Origin of the sequence: Ahrensia kielensis DSM 5890 (genome assembly GCF_000374465.1) — a bacterium.
Taxonomy (GTDB): Bacteria; Pseudomonadota; Alphaproteobacteria; order Rhizobiales; family Rhizobiaceae; genus Ahrensia; species Ahrensia kielensis.
The window spans coordinates 305,593-321,827 of the sequence record NZ_KB894529.1; the positions used below are offsets into that span (position 1 = coordinate 305,593).

The 16,235-nt window shown below is 47.5% G+C and carries 13 protein-coding genes and 1 riboswitch; of the genes, 7 read left to right on the forward strand and 6 right to left on the reverse strand.

The window, feature by feature from the left end:
* The first annotated feature begins 50 nt into the window (after nt 1-50).
* Nucleotides 51-746: a S24 family peptidase gene (locus C504_RS0107655; protein ID WP_018688739.1), complete on the forward strand. Its 696-nt coding sequence runs from the start codon at nt 51-53 to the stop codon at nt 744-746.
* Nucleotides 747-809: 63 nt separating this feature from the next.
* Nucleotides 810-1,118 carry a polyhydroxyalkanoic acid system family protein gene (locus C504_RS0107660; protein ID WP_018688740.1) on the forward strand — a complete coding sequence of 103 codons (309 nt, stop codon included), beginning with the start codon at nt 810-812 and terminating at the stop codon, nt 1,116-1,118.
* 35 nt (nt 1,119-1,153) lie between these two features.
* Here the strand turns inward: C504_RS0107660 and C504_RS0107665 are convergent, their stop codons facing one another.
* The gene (locus C504_RS0107665) at nt 1,154-2,824 is read right to left on the reverse strand and encodes a lysine--tRNA ligase (RefSeq protein ID WP_018688741.1); all 1,671 of its coding nucleotides are present in this window, start codon (nt 2,822-2,824) and stop codon (nt 1,154-1,156) included.
* 282 nt (nt 2,825-3,106) lie between these two features.
* On the opposite strand from C504_RS0107665, the gene C504_RS0107670 reads away from it, so the two are divergent.
* Nucleotides 3,107-3,853 (forward strand): sterol desaturase family protein, encoded by a 747-nt coding sequence (locus C504_RS0107670; RefSeq protein WP_083923162.1) that lies wholly within the window; start codon nt 3,107-3,109, stop codon nt 3,851-3,853.
* On the opposite strand, the gene C504_RS0107675 is transcribed toward C504_RS0107670, so the two are convergent.
* Complete coding sequence (locus C504_RS0107675) at nt 3,850-4,704, reverse strand: transporter substrate-binding domain-containing protein (RefSeq protein ID WP_026317306.1); 855 nt, start codon at nt 4,702-4,704, stop codon at nt 3,850-3,852. The genes C504_RS0107670 and C504_RS0107675 overlap by 4 nt on opposite strands.
* 131 nt (nt 4,705-4,835) lie before the next feature.
* On the opposite strand from C504_RS0107675, the gene C504_RS17430 reads away from it, so the two are divergent.
* Both C504_RS17430 and C504_RS0107685 read left to right on the forward strand, forming a co-directional pair.
* The gene (locus C504_RS17430) at nt 4,836-6,764 is read left to right on the forward strand and encodes a glycosyltransferase family 2 protein (RefSeq protein WP_083923154.1); all 1,929 of its coding nucleotides are present in this window, start codon (nt 4,836-4,838) and stop codon (nt 6,762-6,764) included.
* A 71-nt stretch (nt 6,765-6,835) separates the two neighbouring features.
* A complete protein-coding gene (locus tag C504_RS0107685) occupies nt 6,836-7,612 on the forward strand; it encodes an ion transporter (RefSeq protein ID WP_018688745.1) in 777 nt (258 codons plus the stop codon).
* A 5-nt stretch (nt 7,613-7,617) separates the two neighbouring features.
* On the opposite strand, the gene C504_RS0107690 is transcribed toward C504_RS0107685, so the two are convergent.
* Entirely contained in the window at nt 7,618-8,709 is a 1,092-nt protein-coding gene (locus C504_RS0107690; protein ID WP_026317307.1) for a 2'-deoxycytidine 5'-triphosphate deaminase, read from the reverse strand.
* An 80-nt stretch (nt 8,710-8,789) separates the two neighbouring features.
* Nucleotides 8,790-8,867: riboswitch (SAM riboswitch) on the forward strand.
* Nucleotides 8,868-8,923: 56 nt separating this feature from the next.
* Between C504_RS0107690 and C504_RS0107695 the strand changes: the two genes are divergently transcribed.
* Nucleotides 8,924-10,114: an O-succinylhomoserine sulfhydrylase gene (locus C504_RS0107695; protein ID WP_018688747.1), complete on the forward strand. Its 1,191-nt coding sequence runs from the start codon at nt 8,924-8,926 to the stop codon at nt 10,112-10,114.
* Here the strand turns inward: C504_RS0107695 and C504_RS0107700 are convergent.
* Entirely contained in the window at nt 10,111-10,716 is a 606-nt protein-coding gene (locus tag C504_RS0107700; RefSeq protein ID WP_018688748.1) for a CDP-alcohol phosphatidyltransferase family protein, read from the reverse strand. The genes C504_RS0107695 and C504_RS0107700 overlap by 4 nt on opposite strands.
* Before the next feature lie 131 nt (nt 10,717-10,847).
* Between C504_RS0107700 and apaG the strand changes: the two genes are divergently transcribed.
* Complete coding sequence (gene apaG / locus C504_RS0107705) at nt 10,848-11,240, forward strand: Co2+/Mg2+ efflux protein ApaG (protein WP_026317308.1); 393 nt, start codon at nt 10,848-10,850, stop codon at nt 11,238-11,240.
* 2 nt (nt 11,241-11,242) lie between these two features.
* Here the strand turns inward: apaG and C504_RS0107710 are convergent, their stop codons facing one another.
* Both C504_RS0107710 and C504_RS17435 read right to left on the reverse strand, forming a co-directional pair.
* Entirely contained in the window at nt 11,243-14,656 is a 3,414-nt protein-coding gene (locus C504_RS0107710) for an efflux RND transporter permease subunit (protein ID WP_018688750.1), read from the reverse strand.
* Entirely contained in the window at nt 14,656-16,179 is a 1,524-nt protein-coding gene (locus tag C504_RS17435; protein ID WP_018688751.1) for an efflux RND transporter periplasmic adaptor subunit, read from the reverse strand. Before C504_RS17435 ends, C504_RS0107710 begins: the two co-directional genes overlap by 1 nt.
* Nucleotides 16,180-16,235 lie beyond the last annotated feature (56 nt).

Here is a 16,235-nt window from a genome sequence, read left to right on the forward strand (position 1 = left end):
GTTCATTTAAAGGTATTTATTCCTTTATCCCGAAGTTTCAGGATTAACCCATGCTATCTCACGAACGCATCTGGCGGGCGATTGATCGTCTAGCAGAGGCACATGATCTAACCCCATCCGGCCTTGCCAAGCGCGCAGGGTTGGACTCAACGACGTTTAATAAATCCAAACGATTTGCCTCTGATGGACGCGCGCGCTGGCCTTCCACTGAATCCTTATCGAAAATCATAGAAGCAACCGGTGCGAGCCTACGCGAGTTTACAAATCTCGTTGATGGGGCTGGTGGGAACTATACTCAGTCAATCACCAGTGCAGATGCTGGGCTAGCCGAACCCAACCGCCCGTATCATATGAGTTTGCGCGATGTGCCTGTGGTTGGCATGGCGCAAGCTGGCGGCGGTGGTTTTTTTGATGATGCAGGCTTTCCTGCTGGACAAGGATGGGACCAAGTACAACTTCCTGGCGCGGATGCCGACAACAACACCTATGCGCTTGAAATTACTGGCGACAGCATGTTGCCGCTTTACCGCGAGGGTGATGTGGTGATCGTCTCACCAACAGCGTCGGTTCGCAAAGACGACCGCGTTGTTGCCAAAACGATTGACGGCGAAGTGATGGCCAAAATCTTAAAGCGGAAAACAGCCACCTCTATCGAGCTGTCCTCAATAAACAGCGATTATGAAGATCGATCATTTGCGATCACTGATATTGAGTGGATGGCACGCATATTATGGGCCAGCCAATAATTACATAAACATTGAAAAGCCGATTTGTCTCCCCATCTCAATACTAAAGACATTGGAGCAATCATGGCAAAACCCGTAACGATTACAATCTCTCATGAACTTGGCAAAGACGCTGCGAAATCACGCATTGATGGCGGATTTCAAAAAGTTGGTGACCGGCTTGGTTTTGGTCTCTCAATCAATCAGCGCTGGGAAAGTGACACCATGCATTTTGATGCCCGCGCTATGGGCCAAACCATTGAGGGCAGCTTGGATGTGCACGAAACAAATGTCATCATTACCGTCATGCTACCACTGCTTCTTGCAGGCATGGCCGAAACTATAAAAGCTAAGCTTCAAAAAGAAAGCACCTTACTTCTGGAAAGGAAATAAGGTGCTTAAACTCTAGTGCAGTTCAGATGAACGCTTTAGTTGTGCTCAGCGTAGAGCGAGCCATCTAAAGCGCTGGCAATAAGATTTGCCGTTTCTTTGACGCCATATAGAGCGGCAAAGGACCCAAAACGGGGGCCGCGCTCCTGACCAAGCAAAATACGGTAAAGTGCGTTGAACCACTCACCCGTAACGGCTGGCGAACCATCTGGTGCCGTTTTCTTAGGGTCGTGATAGCGTGCATATTTACGGCCAACACTCAAAACAGCATCCTGTATTATTGCGCCGTCCGCATCTTCTGCGAGTGTTTCAAAAACTTTGTGTAGATCGTTTAAAGCTGCGCGCTCTTCATTATCTGGCTTTGAGAACTGCTTGGTCGGTTTAACAAAATCATTGAAATAGCGGATCGCAAAATCTGCAAGCTCATCCAGCTTCGGATGCGTTTCTGCTGTAACACCGGGCGCATAGCGAGAGATGAACCCCCACAAGACATCGCGGTTACTTGCGTTAGATGCGCTTACCAAATTCAACAACATCGAGAATGGCACGGGCATGTCAATCTGAGGAAGATTGCCTGAATGAATATGCCAGACTGGATTGTTTAGTTTTCCAGCATCATCTTGGCGCTCAAATGCGGACGCAAAAGAAAAATACTCGTCAACGGCTTTAGGAATAACATCAAAAAACAGACGTTTTGCCGTGCGTGGCTTCTGGAACATATACAGCGCCAGACTTTCCGTTGGCGCATAAGTCAGCCATTCATCGATTGTCAGACCATTGCCTTTGGATTTAGAAATTTTCTGACCTTGATCATCCAAGAACAACTCGTAAATGAAATGTTCCGGTGCTTTGCCGCCAAGCGCATTACAAATACGGTCATAGATAACTGAGTTGGCCGCATGGTCTTTTCCATACATTTCAAAATGCACGTCAAGGGCCGCCCAACGCATGCCAAAATCAGGCTTCCATTGAAGCTTCACATTGCCGCCTTTAACAGACAATGTTGTCTCTTCGCCCTCTTCATCATCAAATGTAATTGTGCCAGCCTCGGCATCAATTGATTTCATTGGCACATAAAGAACGCGGCCAGATTTTGGTGAAATCGGAAGGAATGGTGAATAGGTTGCCTGACGCTCTTCGCCTAGGGTCGGCAACATGATCGACATAATTTTATCGTAGTTCTTAAGCGCATTCATAAGCGCATCATCGAACTTGCCCGACTTGTAATATTCCGTTGAGCTGGCGAACTCATAATCAAAACCAAACTGATCCAAGAAACGGCGCAACATCGCATTGTTATGATGCCCAAAGCTCTCATAGTCACCGCCAAACGGGTTAGGCACCGCCGTTAAAGGCATGTGCAGATACGGCTCCAACGCTTTTGTATCGGGTACATTTTCAGGAATTTTGCGCATGCCGTCCATATCATCAGAAAAGCAGATGAGTTTTGTCGCGACTTTATCTTCAGTCAAAAGACGGAACGCTGTGCGTACCATTGTGGTGCGCGCGACTTCTCCGAATGTTCCAATGTGCGGCAAGCCGGATGGGCCATAGCCTGTTTCGAAAAGAACAGTTTCTGGAAAACCTGTTTTCTCAAAACGCTTTGTTATCTTCCGCGCCTCTTCAAACGGCCAAGCCTTGCTCACCTTGGCGGCTTCAATAGCTGCTGGTGTTATATCAAGAATAGGCAAAGCCGGATTGGCACTCATGTTAAAATTCCTAGGTTTGAAACTGCGCGATTTCCTACCCCATCGTTGCCGCAATGAGAAGGGCCAATATCAGAACTGCGTAACAATGGCGCGTGCGAACGCCTCAAAAGCATTGAGATTGCCGCCAAACACATGCCTAGCACAAACACGGCGCCATATATTCAACACCTTGTGATTTGCAATCAGTAGGTGAAATATCGGAAAAGGGTTTGAAAAATAAGGAATAAAGCCGTGTCAGAAGCGACCATTAGACTTGCAGCTTTTTTGAGCATCTTCACCGCAATGGCGATTTATGAATTATGGTCGCCAAAGCTGGAGCGCGCAGAAATGACGGGCGCGCTTAAATCACGGCGCTGGCTAATCAATCTCTCCATGGTAATTATTTCATCGATATTTCTGCGCATTCTTTTTCCTGCGGCTGCCGTCGGCACAGCCATTTGGGCACAATCCAACGGATATGGGTTATTTAACAATGTTAATGCGCCTAAGCTTCTCATTGGCTTACTGTGCTTTGTGGTGCTTGATTTTTCTGTCTGGCTTGAACATTTCGCCAGTCATAAAATACCGCTGCTATGGCGTATTCACCGCATGCATCACAGTGATCAGGGGTTTGACCTTACGACCGCTTTACGCTTTCACCCTTTGGAGATCGTACTCTCAATGGTGTGGAAAGCGGCTATCATCATTCTTCTTGGAGCGCCGGTTTTTGCCGTTCTCGTTTTTGAAATTGTACTGAATGGCATGGCCATGTTCAACCATGCCAATGCACGTTTGCCAAAGCGGCTGGATACTGTGCTGCGCAAACTGGTGGTAACACCAGATATGCACCGCGTGCATCATTCAACGATCAACAAGGAAACGGATTCGAACTACGGCTTCAATTTTTCCTTCTGGGACCGCATATTTTCAACCTATATCGCGCAGCCTAGCCTTGGTCATAAAGATATGAAAATTGGCCTTAATGATTTCCAAGGCGCAAAAACATCAAACTTGAAATGGGCATTATTATTGCCGTTTCGCAAAGGTTAGAAATTTTGACCATGCGGGCTGATTGGAAAATAACGTTGATAGATTTCTTTGTATTTTCCAGTTTGCTCCAGATTTTTCATAGCAGCATCAATCGCAACGCTTAAATCCACATCCTGCTTGCGTGTGACAACGGCCATACCGATACCAAAATAATATTCTGAGTAATAAGGGCCGCTTAAATAGGTGCAGCAATTTTCTGCTTTTGTCGATGACAACCAAAATGAAGCCGAGACACCATCAACAAAAGCCAGATCGACCTCACTGCTTTTTACCGCGCTATAAACATCTTGAATGCCGCCCATAGGTACAATTTCAACGTCTTTGAAATTGGCTTTGAGCATTGCTGCATGGGCTGAATTTGCAACGGCAGCAATTTTCTTTCCTTTGAGTGAGCTTACAAAACTTTTGCCCGATAATTCTTCGGCGCTTTTATTGGCAATAAAGCGTGCCGGAAACTTAAAATAGCTATGGCTCAAATTGTAAGTAGCACGTTTTTCGGCTGTAATTGCTGTGCCCGCAATAATCGCCTCACCGCGTCGCGCTTCAAGCGCGGGTTCAAGGTCTGCCCAAGGCAATGCTTGAATTTCACATTTCGCTGATATCTTGAGTTCAGTGCAAATCGCGCGAGCTAAATCCACATTAAAGCCGGTTGGTTTTTTATTGGCGTCAGCAAAATTGAACGGTGGGAAATCAAGGCTTGTTAAAAACCGAAGACGTGGCAACCCCGCTAATGAAGGTGCAGTGATGCGCCATTCGGGGTCATAATATGTCGGTGTTTGCGCTTGAACTGGGGAAAGCTCGCCCCCCAAGAAGAAAGTAAGCGCAGTGATAAATTTTACTCCACTCTTCAATAAAACAGCCCTTTTTACTCGTATATTGAACATTATTTAAAAATTTACTTTACGTTAACTAAAATTGAAGGTTTACTAAATTCGAAGTTGTTTGTGTACCGCAGTATATGAGTACAAGTAAGGAATAGCGCATGCGCTATGAGTTCGACGTTGATCTTCGCCGCCTGATACTTGAAGCACCGAGCTTAATACGTTCGAACGCTCCATCCCATCCCCCTACTTTCCAAGAAAAAAACTTAGATAAATCTCGCCCTGAGATAACCGACCCCTCCATAGCATTTCTATTGAGCTTTGGACTACCTCAAAAAATGTTGCGCCGTGCAATGGCTCTTGCTGAAGAAAATGGCACTTACGCCGCGAAAGAACTTATCGCCTTTAACGGCATTCAAGAAATTCAATACTACCAATTACTGGCCAAACATCTTGATGTAGAATTCATCGAAGAAGTTCAAATAGTCAAGCTTGTTGATTTGAGCGAAACGTCAATGGCCGCCTTTGCTCAAAAGCAAGTTGTGTGGGGTGATCTGGGGCAAGGCATTCTAAGACCAATTCTAGCGCCTGATCCACGGCAAATTACACGATTGGAAAAAATGCTCGCTGCCGATAAACGGCAAGTCCAAATTGCACTTACTGCGCCCTGCATTCTGCGTTCTGTGGCAATCGAACAACAAAAAGATCAGCTCAGTTACGCAGCAATAAATCAACTTTATATTGCGAAGCCTAGTGCGTCTGCTCGCATTGGTGCAAGTGCTTGGCAAGGCGCCATCATTAGCATCATTGTCATTGCAATAGCGCTGGCACTTAGCTTATCCAATGGCGCAGCAGGCGTTGTGTTTCATCTCATTCTTTCGATGTTTTTTGCATGCTGCACAGGTCTTCGCTTAATTGCATTGTCGAATTTCAGCCCCATAAACTTTGCAAAAATCGCACCATCTCCTAACAAAGACAAACCAGTATATAGCGTCATGGTTGCTCTTCATGATGAAGCCGAAGTCGTAGGCGACTTAGTCGAAGCGTTAAGAAAACTTAAGTGGCCCCGCTCAAAACTTGAAATCAAACTGGTTTGCGAAGCCGATGATTATAAAACAATCGATAAGATAAAAGCCGAAGATCTTGATCCTCGATTTGAAATTATTCAGGTGCCGCCAAGTACACCTCGCACTAAACCCAAAGCGCTGTGCTATGCGCTTGGTTTCACAAGTGGTAAATTTATTACGCTTTACGATGCCGAAGATCGGCCTCACCCAGAACAATTGTTAGAAGCCTATCAACGTTTTGATAACGCCGATGACAAGCTGGGCTGCTTGCAAGCGCCTCTAAAAATCGCCAATGCGGAAGATAATGCGATTAGCAGCATGTTTCATTTTGAATATGCGGGACTTTTCTACGGGCTTATTCCTTGGCTTGCGCGTCGCAAGGCACCAATAATGCTTGGCGGTACATCCAATCATTTTCGCCGTGACGCCTTAATCGCAGTTGGAGGATGGGATCCGTTCAATGTCACAGAAGATGCCGATATTGGCATAAGGCTTTGGCGGCACGGCTATAATATCGATACAATAACCCGCCCCACACTTGAAGATGCTCCATTAAACGTTTCTACTTGGATTCCACAACGAACGCGCTGGTTTAAGGGGTGGATACAAACTTGGCTTGTTCATATGAAGCAGCCTATAAAGCTCACCCAGAACGCATCATTTTCTTCCGTATTTATTCTCAATATCTTGCTTACCGGAACGCTTGCATCTGCTCTGCTTCACCCATTTGTTTTGGCAAAAGCAATCTACCTTTCCGTTATAGGCGGCGGCGATTACAGCACTATCTGGATTACTGCGATCACTTTTATTGACTGGGCAACTGTCGTTCTAAGCTATATCGGTTTTATTGCGACTTGCTGGGTTTCGACAGAAAAACCATTACGCCGTAAAATCAGCCACCGTTTTATCTTTACGCCACTATATTGGTTGGGCATCTCATTTGCAGCTTGGCGTGCTATGTTACAATTACAAACCGCACCTTTTAAATGGGAAAAGACGGCGCATACGCCTCACAAAAAATAATAACTCAGTGCTTTATATATCAAGTACAGCCCCCTATATCTGCCGAAGTATTTTCAGCACCCTTGGCAAAAATGACCTCACTTAAACACTTCATCCAATCGACGACATTTGAACGCGCGATTGTAGCGCTCATTATCGTGAATGCGATCACGCTCGGCTTGGAAACATCGCAAACTGCGATGAATGCTTTTGGGCCACTTTTAATATGGCTCGACAAAATCATACTCGGCGTGTTTGTCGTCGAGTTGATTGCTAAGTTCATTGTTTACCGACAGGATTTTTTCAAAAGCCCTTGGCGAATATTCGACTTTATCATTGTGGGCATTGCGCTTGTGCCTTCAGCGGGAGCCTTTTCGGTTCTGCGTGCACTGCGCATATTGCGCGTCCTTCGTCTTGTGTCCGTCGTTCCTTCGCTTCGCCGCGTAATCGGCGGGCTTCTCAATGCCCTACCGGGCATGGGCTCAATCATTTTGCTTCTAGCGCTGGTGTTCTATGTGTTTTCAGTGATGGCGACAAAACTATTTGGAAATGCATTTCCAGAATGGTTTGGTTCACTTGGTGCATCGGCCTACACATTATTCCAAATCATGACGCTGGAAAGCTGGTCTATGGGTATCGTTCGCCCTGTCATGGAAGCATTCCCTTGGGCGTGGACATTTTTCATTCCTTTCATCGCCTGTACAACCTTTACCGTTCTGAACTTGTTTATTGGTGTTGTCGTTTCAGCAATGCAAAAAGAGCATGATGAAGATGCCGCCGGATCGCGCCAAGAACTGCACGATGAAAACGTCGTCATCATAAATGAGCTAAGGGCTTTACGCGCAGAAATCAGAGAATTGAAAAAGTAGCCCTATTAGCTACTTCTAAAATGCTTGGATAGTTTCAAACCTTGCGCCTGATAGTTTGATTTTAGATCAGTACCATAAAGTGCCGACGGTGTTTTCAGCATATGCTCATAAACCAAACGCCCGATGATCTGGCCGTGTTCAAGCACAAATGGTACTTCGTGGCTGCGCACTTCTAAAACCGCGCGGCTGCCCGTACCGCCAGCGGCCGAGTGTCCAAATCCTGGGTCAAAGAAACCAGCATAGTGAACACGAAACTCACCGACCAAGGGATCGAAAGGTGTCATCTCCGCTGCGTAGTTTGGCGGCACATGGACAGCTTCACGCGACACGAGAATATAGAATTCATCAGGATCAAGGATTAGCTCCGTGCGATCACGAACATATACGGGTTCCCAAAAGTCCAGAACGTCATGTGCATCACGCTTATCAACATCGATAACCGCCGTATGGCGCTTCCCGCGATAGCCAACAAGCCCGTCTTCATTGCCCTCAAGATCCACCGACAATGCGATACCATTGTCGGTAATATTCGGCGTATCGTCAGCCACGAGAACATCGTTCTGATGCAAAACATTTAATGCGGCACCATCGAGCAATGCATGGCCTGTGCGGAACCGGATTTGTGAGAGCCGCGAGCCCGTGCGCACAACGATCGGAAATGTGCGCGGCGAAACTTCTAGGAATAATTCGCCATGATAACCGTGAATAATTTTGTCGAATTCAACGCCATTGTCCGTCATGACACGGGTGAAAATATCGAGCCGTCCTGTCGAACTTTTGGGATTAGCAGATGCGGCAACATCACTTGAGAGCGCCAATGTTTCTAAAAGCGGGACAATATAGACACAGCCAGTTTCCAGCACCGCACCTTCGCGCAGATCAATCTCGTGCAACTTATAAGTTTCAAGCTTATCACGCACTGCGTGATTGGCACCTGGCATGAAACTCGCGCGGACTCGAAAGGCTTTCTCGCCCAGCCGCAAATCCAGACTGGCCGGCTGAATTTGGTCCACATCCAACGGGCGTGCGCTTTTCAGCGCGCCACAGTCAAATAAGGCTTTAATATCCTGATCGGGTAAAATGCCGCTCTGCCGTATATTCATCTGACTACCTCTTGTTCATTTTTGATAGAATTTCCCGATGTGTTGACGCAAGATCGTTGAGGGCTTATGGACAAGTTATTCATTGTGGTGATTTGGCCGGTCGGCTTGCAGCCACGTAAAATAACTTGCTAAAGGGCCGAGCTGTTTAGGCAACCGGTTCATGGCGACATGGTCCGGTTTTTTATTGCCGGATAGTCTGGAGTACATGATGACAAATAATCAGAAAAAATGGGGCCCTGCAACACAGATGGTCCATAGCGGCACTCTACGTTCCCAATATGGGGAGACATCTGAAGCGATGTTTCTAACGCAAGGTTTTGTCTATGACAGCGCGGAAGCTGCAGAAGCCCGCTTTAAAGGCGAAGATGATGGCTACGTCTATTCACGCTACGCCAATCCCACAGTTACGATGTTTGAAGAACGTATGTGCGCTCTTGAAGGTGCTGAGGCTGCAAAAGCCACCGCATCAGGTATGGCGGCAGTTTCAGCTGCAATATTGTGCCAAGTACAGGCAGGCGATCATGTGGTTGCTGCGCGGGCACTCTTTGGTTCATGTCGCTGGATTATTGAAAAGCTACTGCCAACGTATGGCGTTGAAACAACATTAATTGACGGCACAGATCCAGCAGCATGGGAACAAGCTGTTCGGCCCAATACGAAAGTATTTTTCTTTGAAAGCCCAACTAACCCGACATTGGAAGTGATCGATATCGCGCATGTGGTTTCGGTCGCGCGCTCATGCGGCGCCAAGGTTGTGTTGGACAATGTGTTCGCAACACCGATCTTTCAAAAACCAATGGAACTTGGTGTCGATATCGTTGTGTACTCGACAACCAAACATATTGACGGCCAAGGGCGCTGTCTTGGCGGTGTTATTTTAGCGGATCAAGAATGGGTCGATGAGAAGCTTTTTGACTTTTATCGACACACGGGCCCTTCAATGAGCCCATTTAACGCGTGGGTCATGCTGAAAGGTTTGGAAACACTGCCGCTACGTGTTCGTGAACAAACACGTAGCGCAGGCGTTATTGCGGATTTTCTAGCTGAGCACAAGGGCATTAAAAAAGTCGTTTATCCTGGCCGCGCCGACCACCCGCAAGCTAACATTATTCCAAAGCAAATGACTGGTGGCTCAACGCTCATTTGCTTTGAGATGGAAGGCGGCAAGAAGTCTGCATTTGCGATGGAAAACGCTCTTGAGATCATTAAGCTTTCGAACAATCTGGGTGATTCAAAAAGTTTGATTACACATCCAGCAACAACAACGCATAAAAATCTGTCTGAAGAAGATCGCGCAGAACTTGGCATCACTGATGGCACAATACGCTTTTCAATCGGCCTTGAAGATACAGCCGATTTGATCGGGGATCTTGAACAGGCTCTATCGAAGGCTGTTTAGTTCAATAGATTTTTTGCCTGCCAAATTCGTACTGCGGCCGTGTATAAAACCACGGCTGCAAACACATAAGCGATCTGCGAAAAATAGTCAGGCAGCAAGCAAAACGCTGAAAAAACGGCAAATGTTTCGGTTGCCTCTGCCAAGCCTGTGGTGAAGAAAAATGATTTTTTGCCGCGCTTTTCTGTCTTCAATTGCTGTTTCTCGGCCATAATCGCAAAAGCCAGAAAACTTGCCCCATTCACATAAAACGAAAAAATCAGAACGCCGCCAGCAACAGCATTGGCAGATGGGTTGGCCAAAATAAATGCCAGCGGTATCAAGCCATAAAACGCAAAATCAAAAACGATATCGATATAGCCGCCAAAATCAGATGAACCGGATATGCGCGCTACAGCGCCATCTAATCCATCGCACAGGCGGCTGGTTAAAAGCAAAACCAACCCGACGAGATAATATTCAAAAAATATCGCAACACCGGCCAGCACACCTATCAAAAGGCCGACTGTCGTTAGCGTGTTTGCCGTTATGCCGTTGGCTGCAAGACTACGCGCTATGGCGTTTAAGACTGGATCAATTTTGGGACGTAGAGTTCCGTCAAGCATTTTCGTCTCCCATCTACCTTGCGCTTAAGCCAGCATTGGCGCAGTGTCACTCAGGAAATGTCCTTCTGACAATATTGTTATCTGTCTCAAAGCGCCTTTCGAATGTCTCAATCTTTATCTATTTTTAGCTTATGTACCGACAAACGACTCACGGAATTGAAATCACAGTGCGCCCAGAATTTCTCGAAGAGGAATCTGCGCGTGAACAATTGCGCTGGTTTTGGGCCTATACCGTCATCATTGCCAATCACTCAGAACGAACAGTTCAGCTAGAATCGCGCTACTGGCGGATAACCAATGCTGCGGGTGAAGTGGAAGAAGTTTCGGGCCTCGGGGTAATTGGTGAGCAACCTGTTTTAGGGCCAGGTGATAGTTTTCAATATACATCTGGCTGTCCGCTCAATACGGCGTCCGGCACTATGTTTGGCCACTTCATTATGCGCTTGAACGATGGCAACAGCTTGGTTGCCAAAATACCGCCTTTCTCACTTGATCTGCCCGGTGCTAAACGGGTTCTTAATTAGCCCTACTCCCCAGCGATAGGGTCATCCGTTTTTCGCGGCTGCTTGGACGAGCCATAAATAGCGACCAAACTATTGGTAAAGTCGTAGCCTATTCCGACAATAGCCGGCACCAAGAACAAAACCAAGAGCGTCGTCGTTGCTAGGCCAAACACCATAGTGATCGCCATCGGCATTAATAGCTGCGCTTGAATGCTTTTTTCAAACAATAACGGCACCAAGCCACCAATCGTCGTCAGCGAAGTCAGCAGAACTGCGCGCAACCGGTCACGGCTCGCACCGATTGCAGCTTCAGCAATGCTGTCACCCATTTTTTGCCGCTCATCCAACCGCGAGACAAGAATAATACTGTCATTCACCAAAATCCCAGAGAGGCCAAGCAAACCAATCATCGACAAGATAGTAAGCTGAAAGCCCAGCAGATAATGTCCAATGACAGCACCCACAACGCCAAATGGAATAATGAGCATCACGGCTAGAGGTTTAAAATATGATCCAAAGACCCATGCCAACACGATATAAATGACCGAAAGCGCAATGATCGTACCTAACTGCAAGTCACGGAACGCATCGCGTTGTTCGCGTGAACGGCCACCAAATTCATAGCTGATGCCATATTTGCGTGCGACTGTTTCCAGTGCACCGGATGCGGTTAAGCGCTCAACCACACCGTCGGTTGTGTTAACCGCAGCATCAATATCGCCGCTTACGGAAATTGTCGTTTTTCCGTCTCTGCGCTGGATTGTGGAGAAGCCTTGCTGTTCGTGCAAATCGACCAGTTCCAGCAATGGGACATTGTTACCAGCAGGACTTGTCAATTGCATTGAGCGCAGAGCCGCTGTGCCATTTGTACCCATTGTTTGCATTACCCGAACAGTGACCTCATCGTCGCCGCGTGCAAATCTGCGCGGGATTGAACCTTCGATCGCATTGCGTACCTGACGTCCAACATCATCCAATGTAAAGCCGAGCGCGCTGCCACGCGGCTTCATCGTCATGAGTAGTTCTGGCTTGCCATAGGGCAGATCATCTTCAACGCCAGACACACCTGGAATAGCAGCGATAATTGCGCTGACCTCAGTAGCTGCCTCTTTCAAAACACCAATTGATGTCCCTTTAAGTTGAACATCAATATCTGCGCCTTGTGGCCCGCCGCGTCCTTGGCGCACGGAGAACCGCCGGACCGAAGGTAAATCCGGTGCAAATTTTTGCCATTCGCGCACAAAGTCGGGCGTTCTGACCGTTCGTTTTTCAGAGCTTGAAAGCTGAACTTTGATGCGCGCAAGATTGTCCCCTTGGCTACGGCCCGATGAGCCAAGCGTGACAAATGTTGCGCGGATTAATTTCTCTTCGCCGCCAACGCTGGCTTCAGCATCACGCAGCGCCTGCTCGTATTTTGCAATGGCGCGTATTGTTTCGCTTTCAGGTGTACCAGGGTGAAAGGTGATATTACCGGAGATGTTTTCTGATTCAGGCGATGGAAAAAACACAAAACCAACATGTCCGCCAGCCGTTAAACCACGAGCAAAAATCAATATCATGGCAACGGCAATGGCGACAGTGACATAGCGCCATTTGAACGACAGTGTCACAATCCAATTAAATGGCTTGGTCTTAAACCACTCAAACCCTTGATCGAAATTACGGCGAAACCAATTTTGCTCGCCGCTGCGTAATTTGGAGCGCAATCCAAAGCCGTTTCGCACAAATAAAACACAGGCTTCGACCAAGCCAGCTAAAACCATAGCGCTCAATGCGACCGCTGTAGCAAACAGCAATGGGTCCGTTTCATCCTGCCAGATTTCAATCTGCTGCATGATCGGTGATGCAGCAACTGTCATGCCTGTGCCTGCGTTACGCGACAGAAAAGCGCCGACAAAAAGCGCAAGGATCAACGCAATAATGAACATGCGCCAGAATGAAAAACGTGGTGCTTTTTGAGCCCGTAGCGCATGCGATAAATGGCCCGGCAAAATGAAGAAACACTCAATCATGCTCGACAAGGCAACAGCGATCACCACGATAGGCAACACACCCATGATTTGGCCGATACCGCCCGTGATCAACAAGATTGGCGCGAAGGCCGCAATGGTGGTGATGATTGCCGCTGTCACAGGTGTCAGCATTTGGCCGACACCATTTTCTGCCGCTGTGACGGGATCGTCGCCCAGCCCAAGCATCGTGTCCGTATGTTCGCCAACCACAATGGCATCATCCACAATAACGCCGAGCATCATGATTAAACCAAACAACGAAAACATATTGATGGTTTCGCCAAATACGTAAATCAGTCCGATTGTTGCCAGTAACGCGACAGGGATTCCTGCGGCCACCCAAAGAGCTATGCGTGCATCAAGGAAAATGAAAAGGATGATTACAACCAGTAACAGGCCAGACAATCCATTTCGCACCAATAACCAGATACGATCTGAAACAGCATCAGCGCGCACTTCATAGGTTTGCAGTTCTATCGTTGGCGGTATTTCGCTTTTAATTTCGCTCAAATAGTCCGTCAAAATTTGATTGGTTTGCAGCGTATCAGCCGTAGCGCCACTTTGAATATCAAGTTCAATCGCTAGTTTTTGATTGGAGAACCCGCGAACACCGCCCTCTTCAAAGCCATCTTTTACCTCGGCGATATCACCGATGCGAATTTTCTCGCCCGATGAAAAAGCTTTGACTTCAATATCGGCAAGCTGACGCGCTGTATCGACATTTGACACTGTACGTAATTGCCGCTCAATTCCGCCGTCCAAATTGCCAGATGGAAGATCTCGGCTATTGGCGCTAATCGCCTGCGACACATCGCTGATCGACAGATTTCTACGCCGTAGTTCGCTTTCGGGTAAGATAACCTTTAATTCAAGATCGCGGAGGCCTGTGAAATTGACCTTTTCAATTCCCCGCTCAATCAGATCATCGCGTATACGCTTTGCCCATTTTCGTAATTCTACTTCGGGAATATCGCCTGCAATCGAAATGGAGGCCACTCTGTCAAACCAAGCAGAGGTGCTGACTTTCGGATCACCGGCATCTTCAGGCAGTGTCGAAAGAGCTTTAACGGCAGTTTCCACATCGCGCATTGCGGTCTGCATATTATAGCCGTCTTGGAACTCCAATCTAATTGTCGCTGACCCCTCATTTGCATAAGAGGTCATTTCTTTGACGCCTTCAATATAGCGCACAGATGGTTCAGCAACCGCCAGAATGTTTCGCTCGACATCCTCCGCGCTGGCACCAGACCACGAAACCGATACATTGATATTTGAAGTTTCAATGGTTGGAAAAAACTGCGTGTTAATACGCGCAAGTGCAAACACACCAAACAGGATCATCAATACCATCAACAAATTCGCAGCATTAGGATGGCGAATAAATGTTGAGATCAATGAGCGCGGATTGGTGTGTGGCATGTTCATTATTTGCCTGTCGCTTCACGGGCTTCTTGTATGAAGGGCCTGCGTTTTTCACGCGGCAAGGCTTCCCAATCAGTATCTGAAAGACCGCTGATTTTCTTCGCAGCAGCAAGAACTTCTACGGATGGGCGATTGCCTTGCTCAGGCTTAGCTATTTCATCGGCTTCTTCCGCAACACCATTTGCATCAACGATGCGTACTGCCAGTCCTTCTTCAATCTCTGAAATGCGTGTCGATAAAATCCAGTCCCCTTGGCCCAGACCAGCTGTGACAATCGCATCAGAACCATCATAAGCTGCAACGTGCAATTCACGCGCTTGCAGCTTTCCATCAATGATCAAATAAGCCGTATTGGAATCGAAGATTGCAGTTTCGGGCACACGCGCCGCATTTTCATAAAGACGGTCGGGCACTTCAATGGACACAAATGCGCCTGGACGCAATTGAACGGGTAGCTCCTCATTTTCATCAATGCGAGCAAAAACATCTACGCCGCCGCGCTCAGAGGCGATATCCGCGCCAATTCGAGTCACAGTTCCCGTGTAGGAATAGTCCGTGCCACCAACGGCCCATTTTAAGGCAACATTTCTTCCAATGAGAGGATCACCGTCCGCTGCGATACGTCCATATTGTGCATCTGTTAATGTGAAGCGCACATCCAATGCCGCATCATCATAGATCGACACGGCAACATCATTTACCGAAACAATGCGGCCAATTTCTACACTCGAAGAACGCACAACACCGGAGAAAGGCGCACGCACGACTGTGTTGTTTAAATCGCGGATCGCACGCTCTACGCCAAGTTCTAAACGTTCACGCACGGCCTGTTGCTGAGAAAGACGCGCTTGAGCAACGGCAATATTATTGCGCCGCTGGCTCATTGCTTGTTCGCGCTGACTTGCGATAAGCGAACGATCATCAACTTCTTTTTGCGTTAAAGTTCCATTTTTGCGTAGTTGCTCGGCGCGTTTTAAGTCCGCACGCGCCAACAGCAATTGGCTTTCTGCAAATTCAAGCTGGCCTTGTTCGGCACTCAGATTGGCTTGATTTTCAATAATCGTTGCATCTGTTTGCGCTAAATTCGCTTTGGCTTCGGCAACAGCTGCTTCAAAATCAATCCAGTCAACTAAGAACAGTTCAACGCCTTGTTCAATGCGCTGCCCTGCGCCAAGGTCAGGATTAACCGACACGATTTTACCGGACACTGAGGGACGGATTTCCAATGATCGAGAAGCGGCAACTTCCCCGAACAGATTAATTGTTGGACGTTGTTCATCGAGCGTTATTGTTACCGCTTGAACTGGTATTTGAACATCAACTTTTGGCCGCGCTGTGCGCTCTGGCTTGGCGGCAATAAGGCGGTCCATGATGACGTAAGCAGCAATGATAACGGCCGCCATAAGCGCAAATTGTATTAACGCGCGAACAAACGGCACAAGAAATCTGCGTTGCTTGTGCCGCTTCCCATCATCATGGGCAGTATCCTCATCGGACGGCCTTGCCTTGGTGATCGATTGCAACATTGTCAAAGCCTCCATAACATCAACATTAAGACGCGTGGTGGTTCTGACAAGTTAAA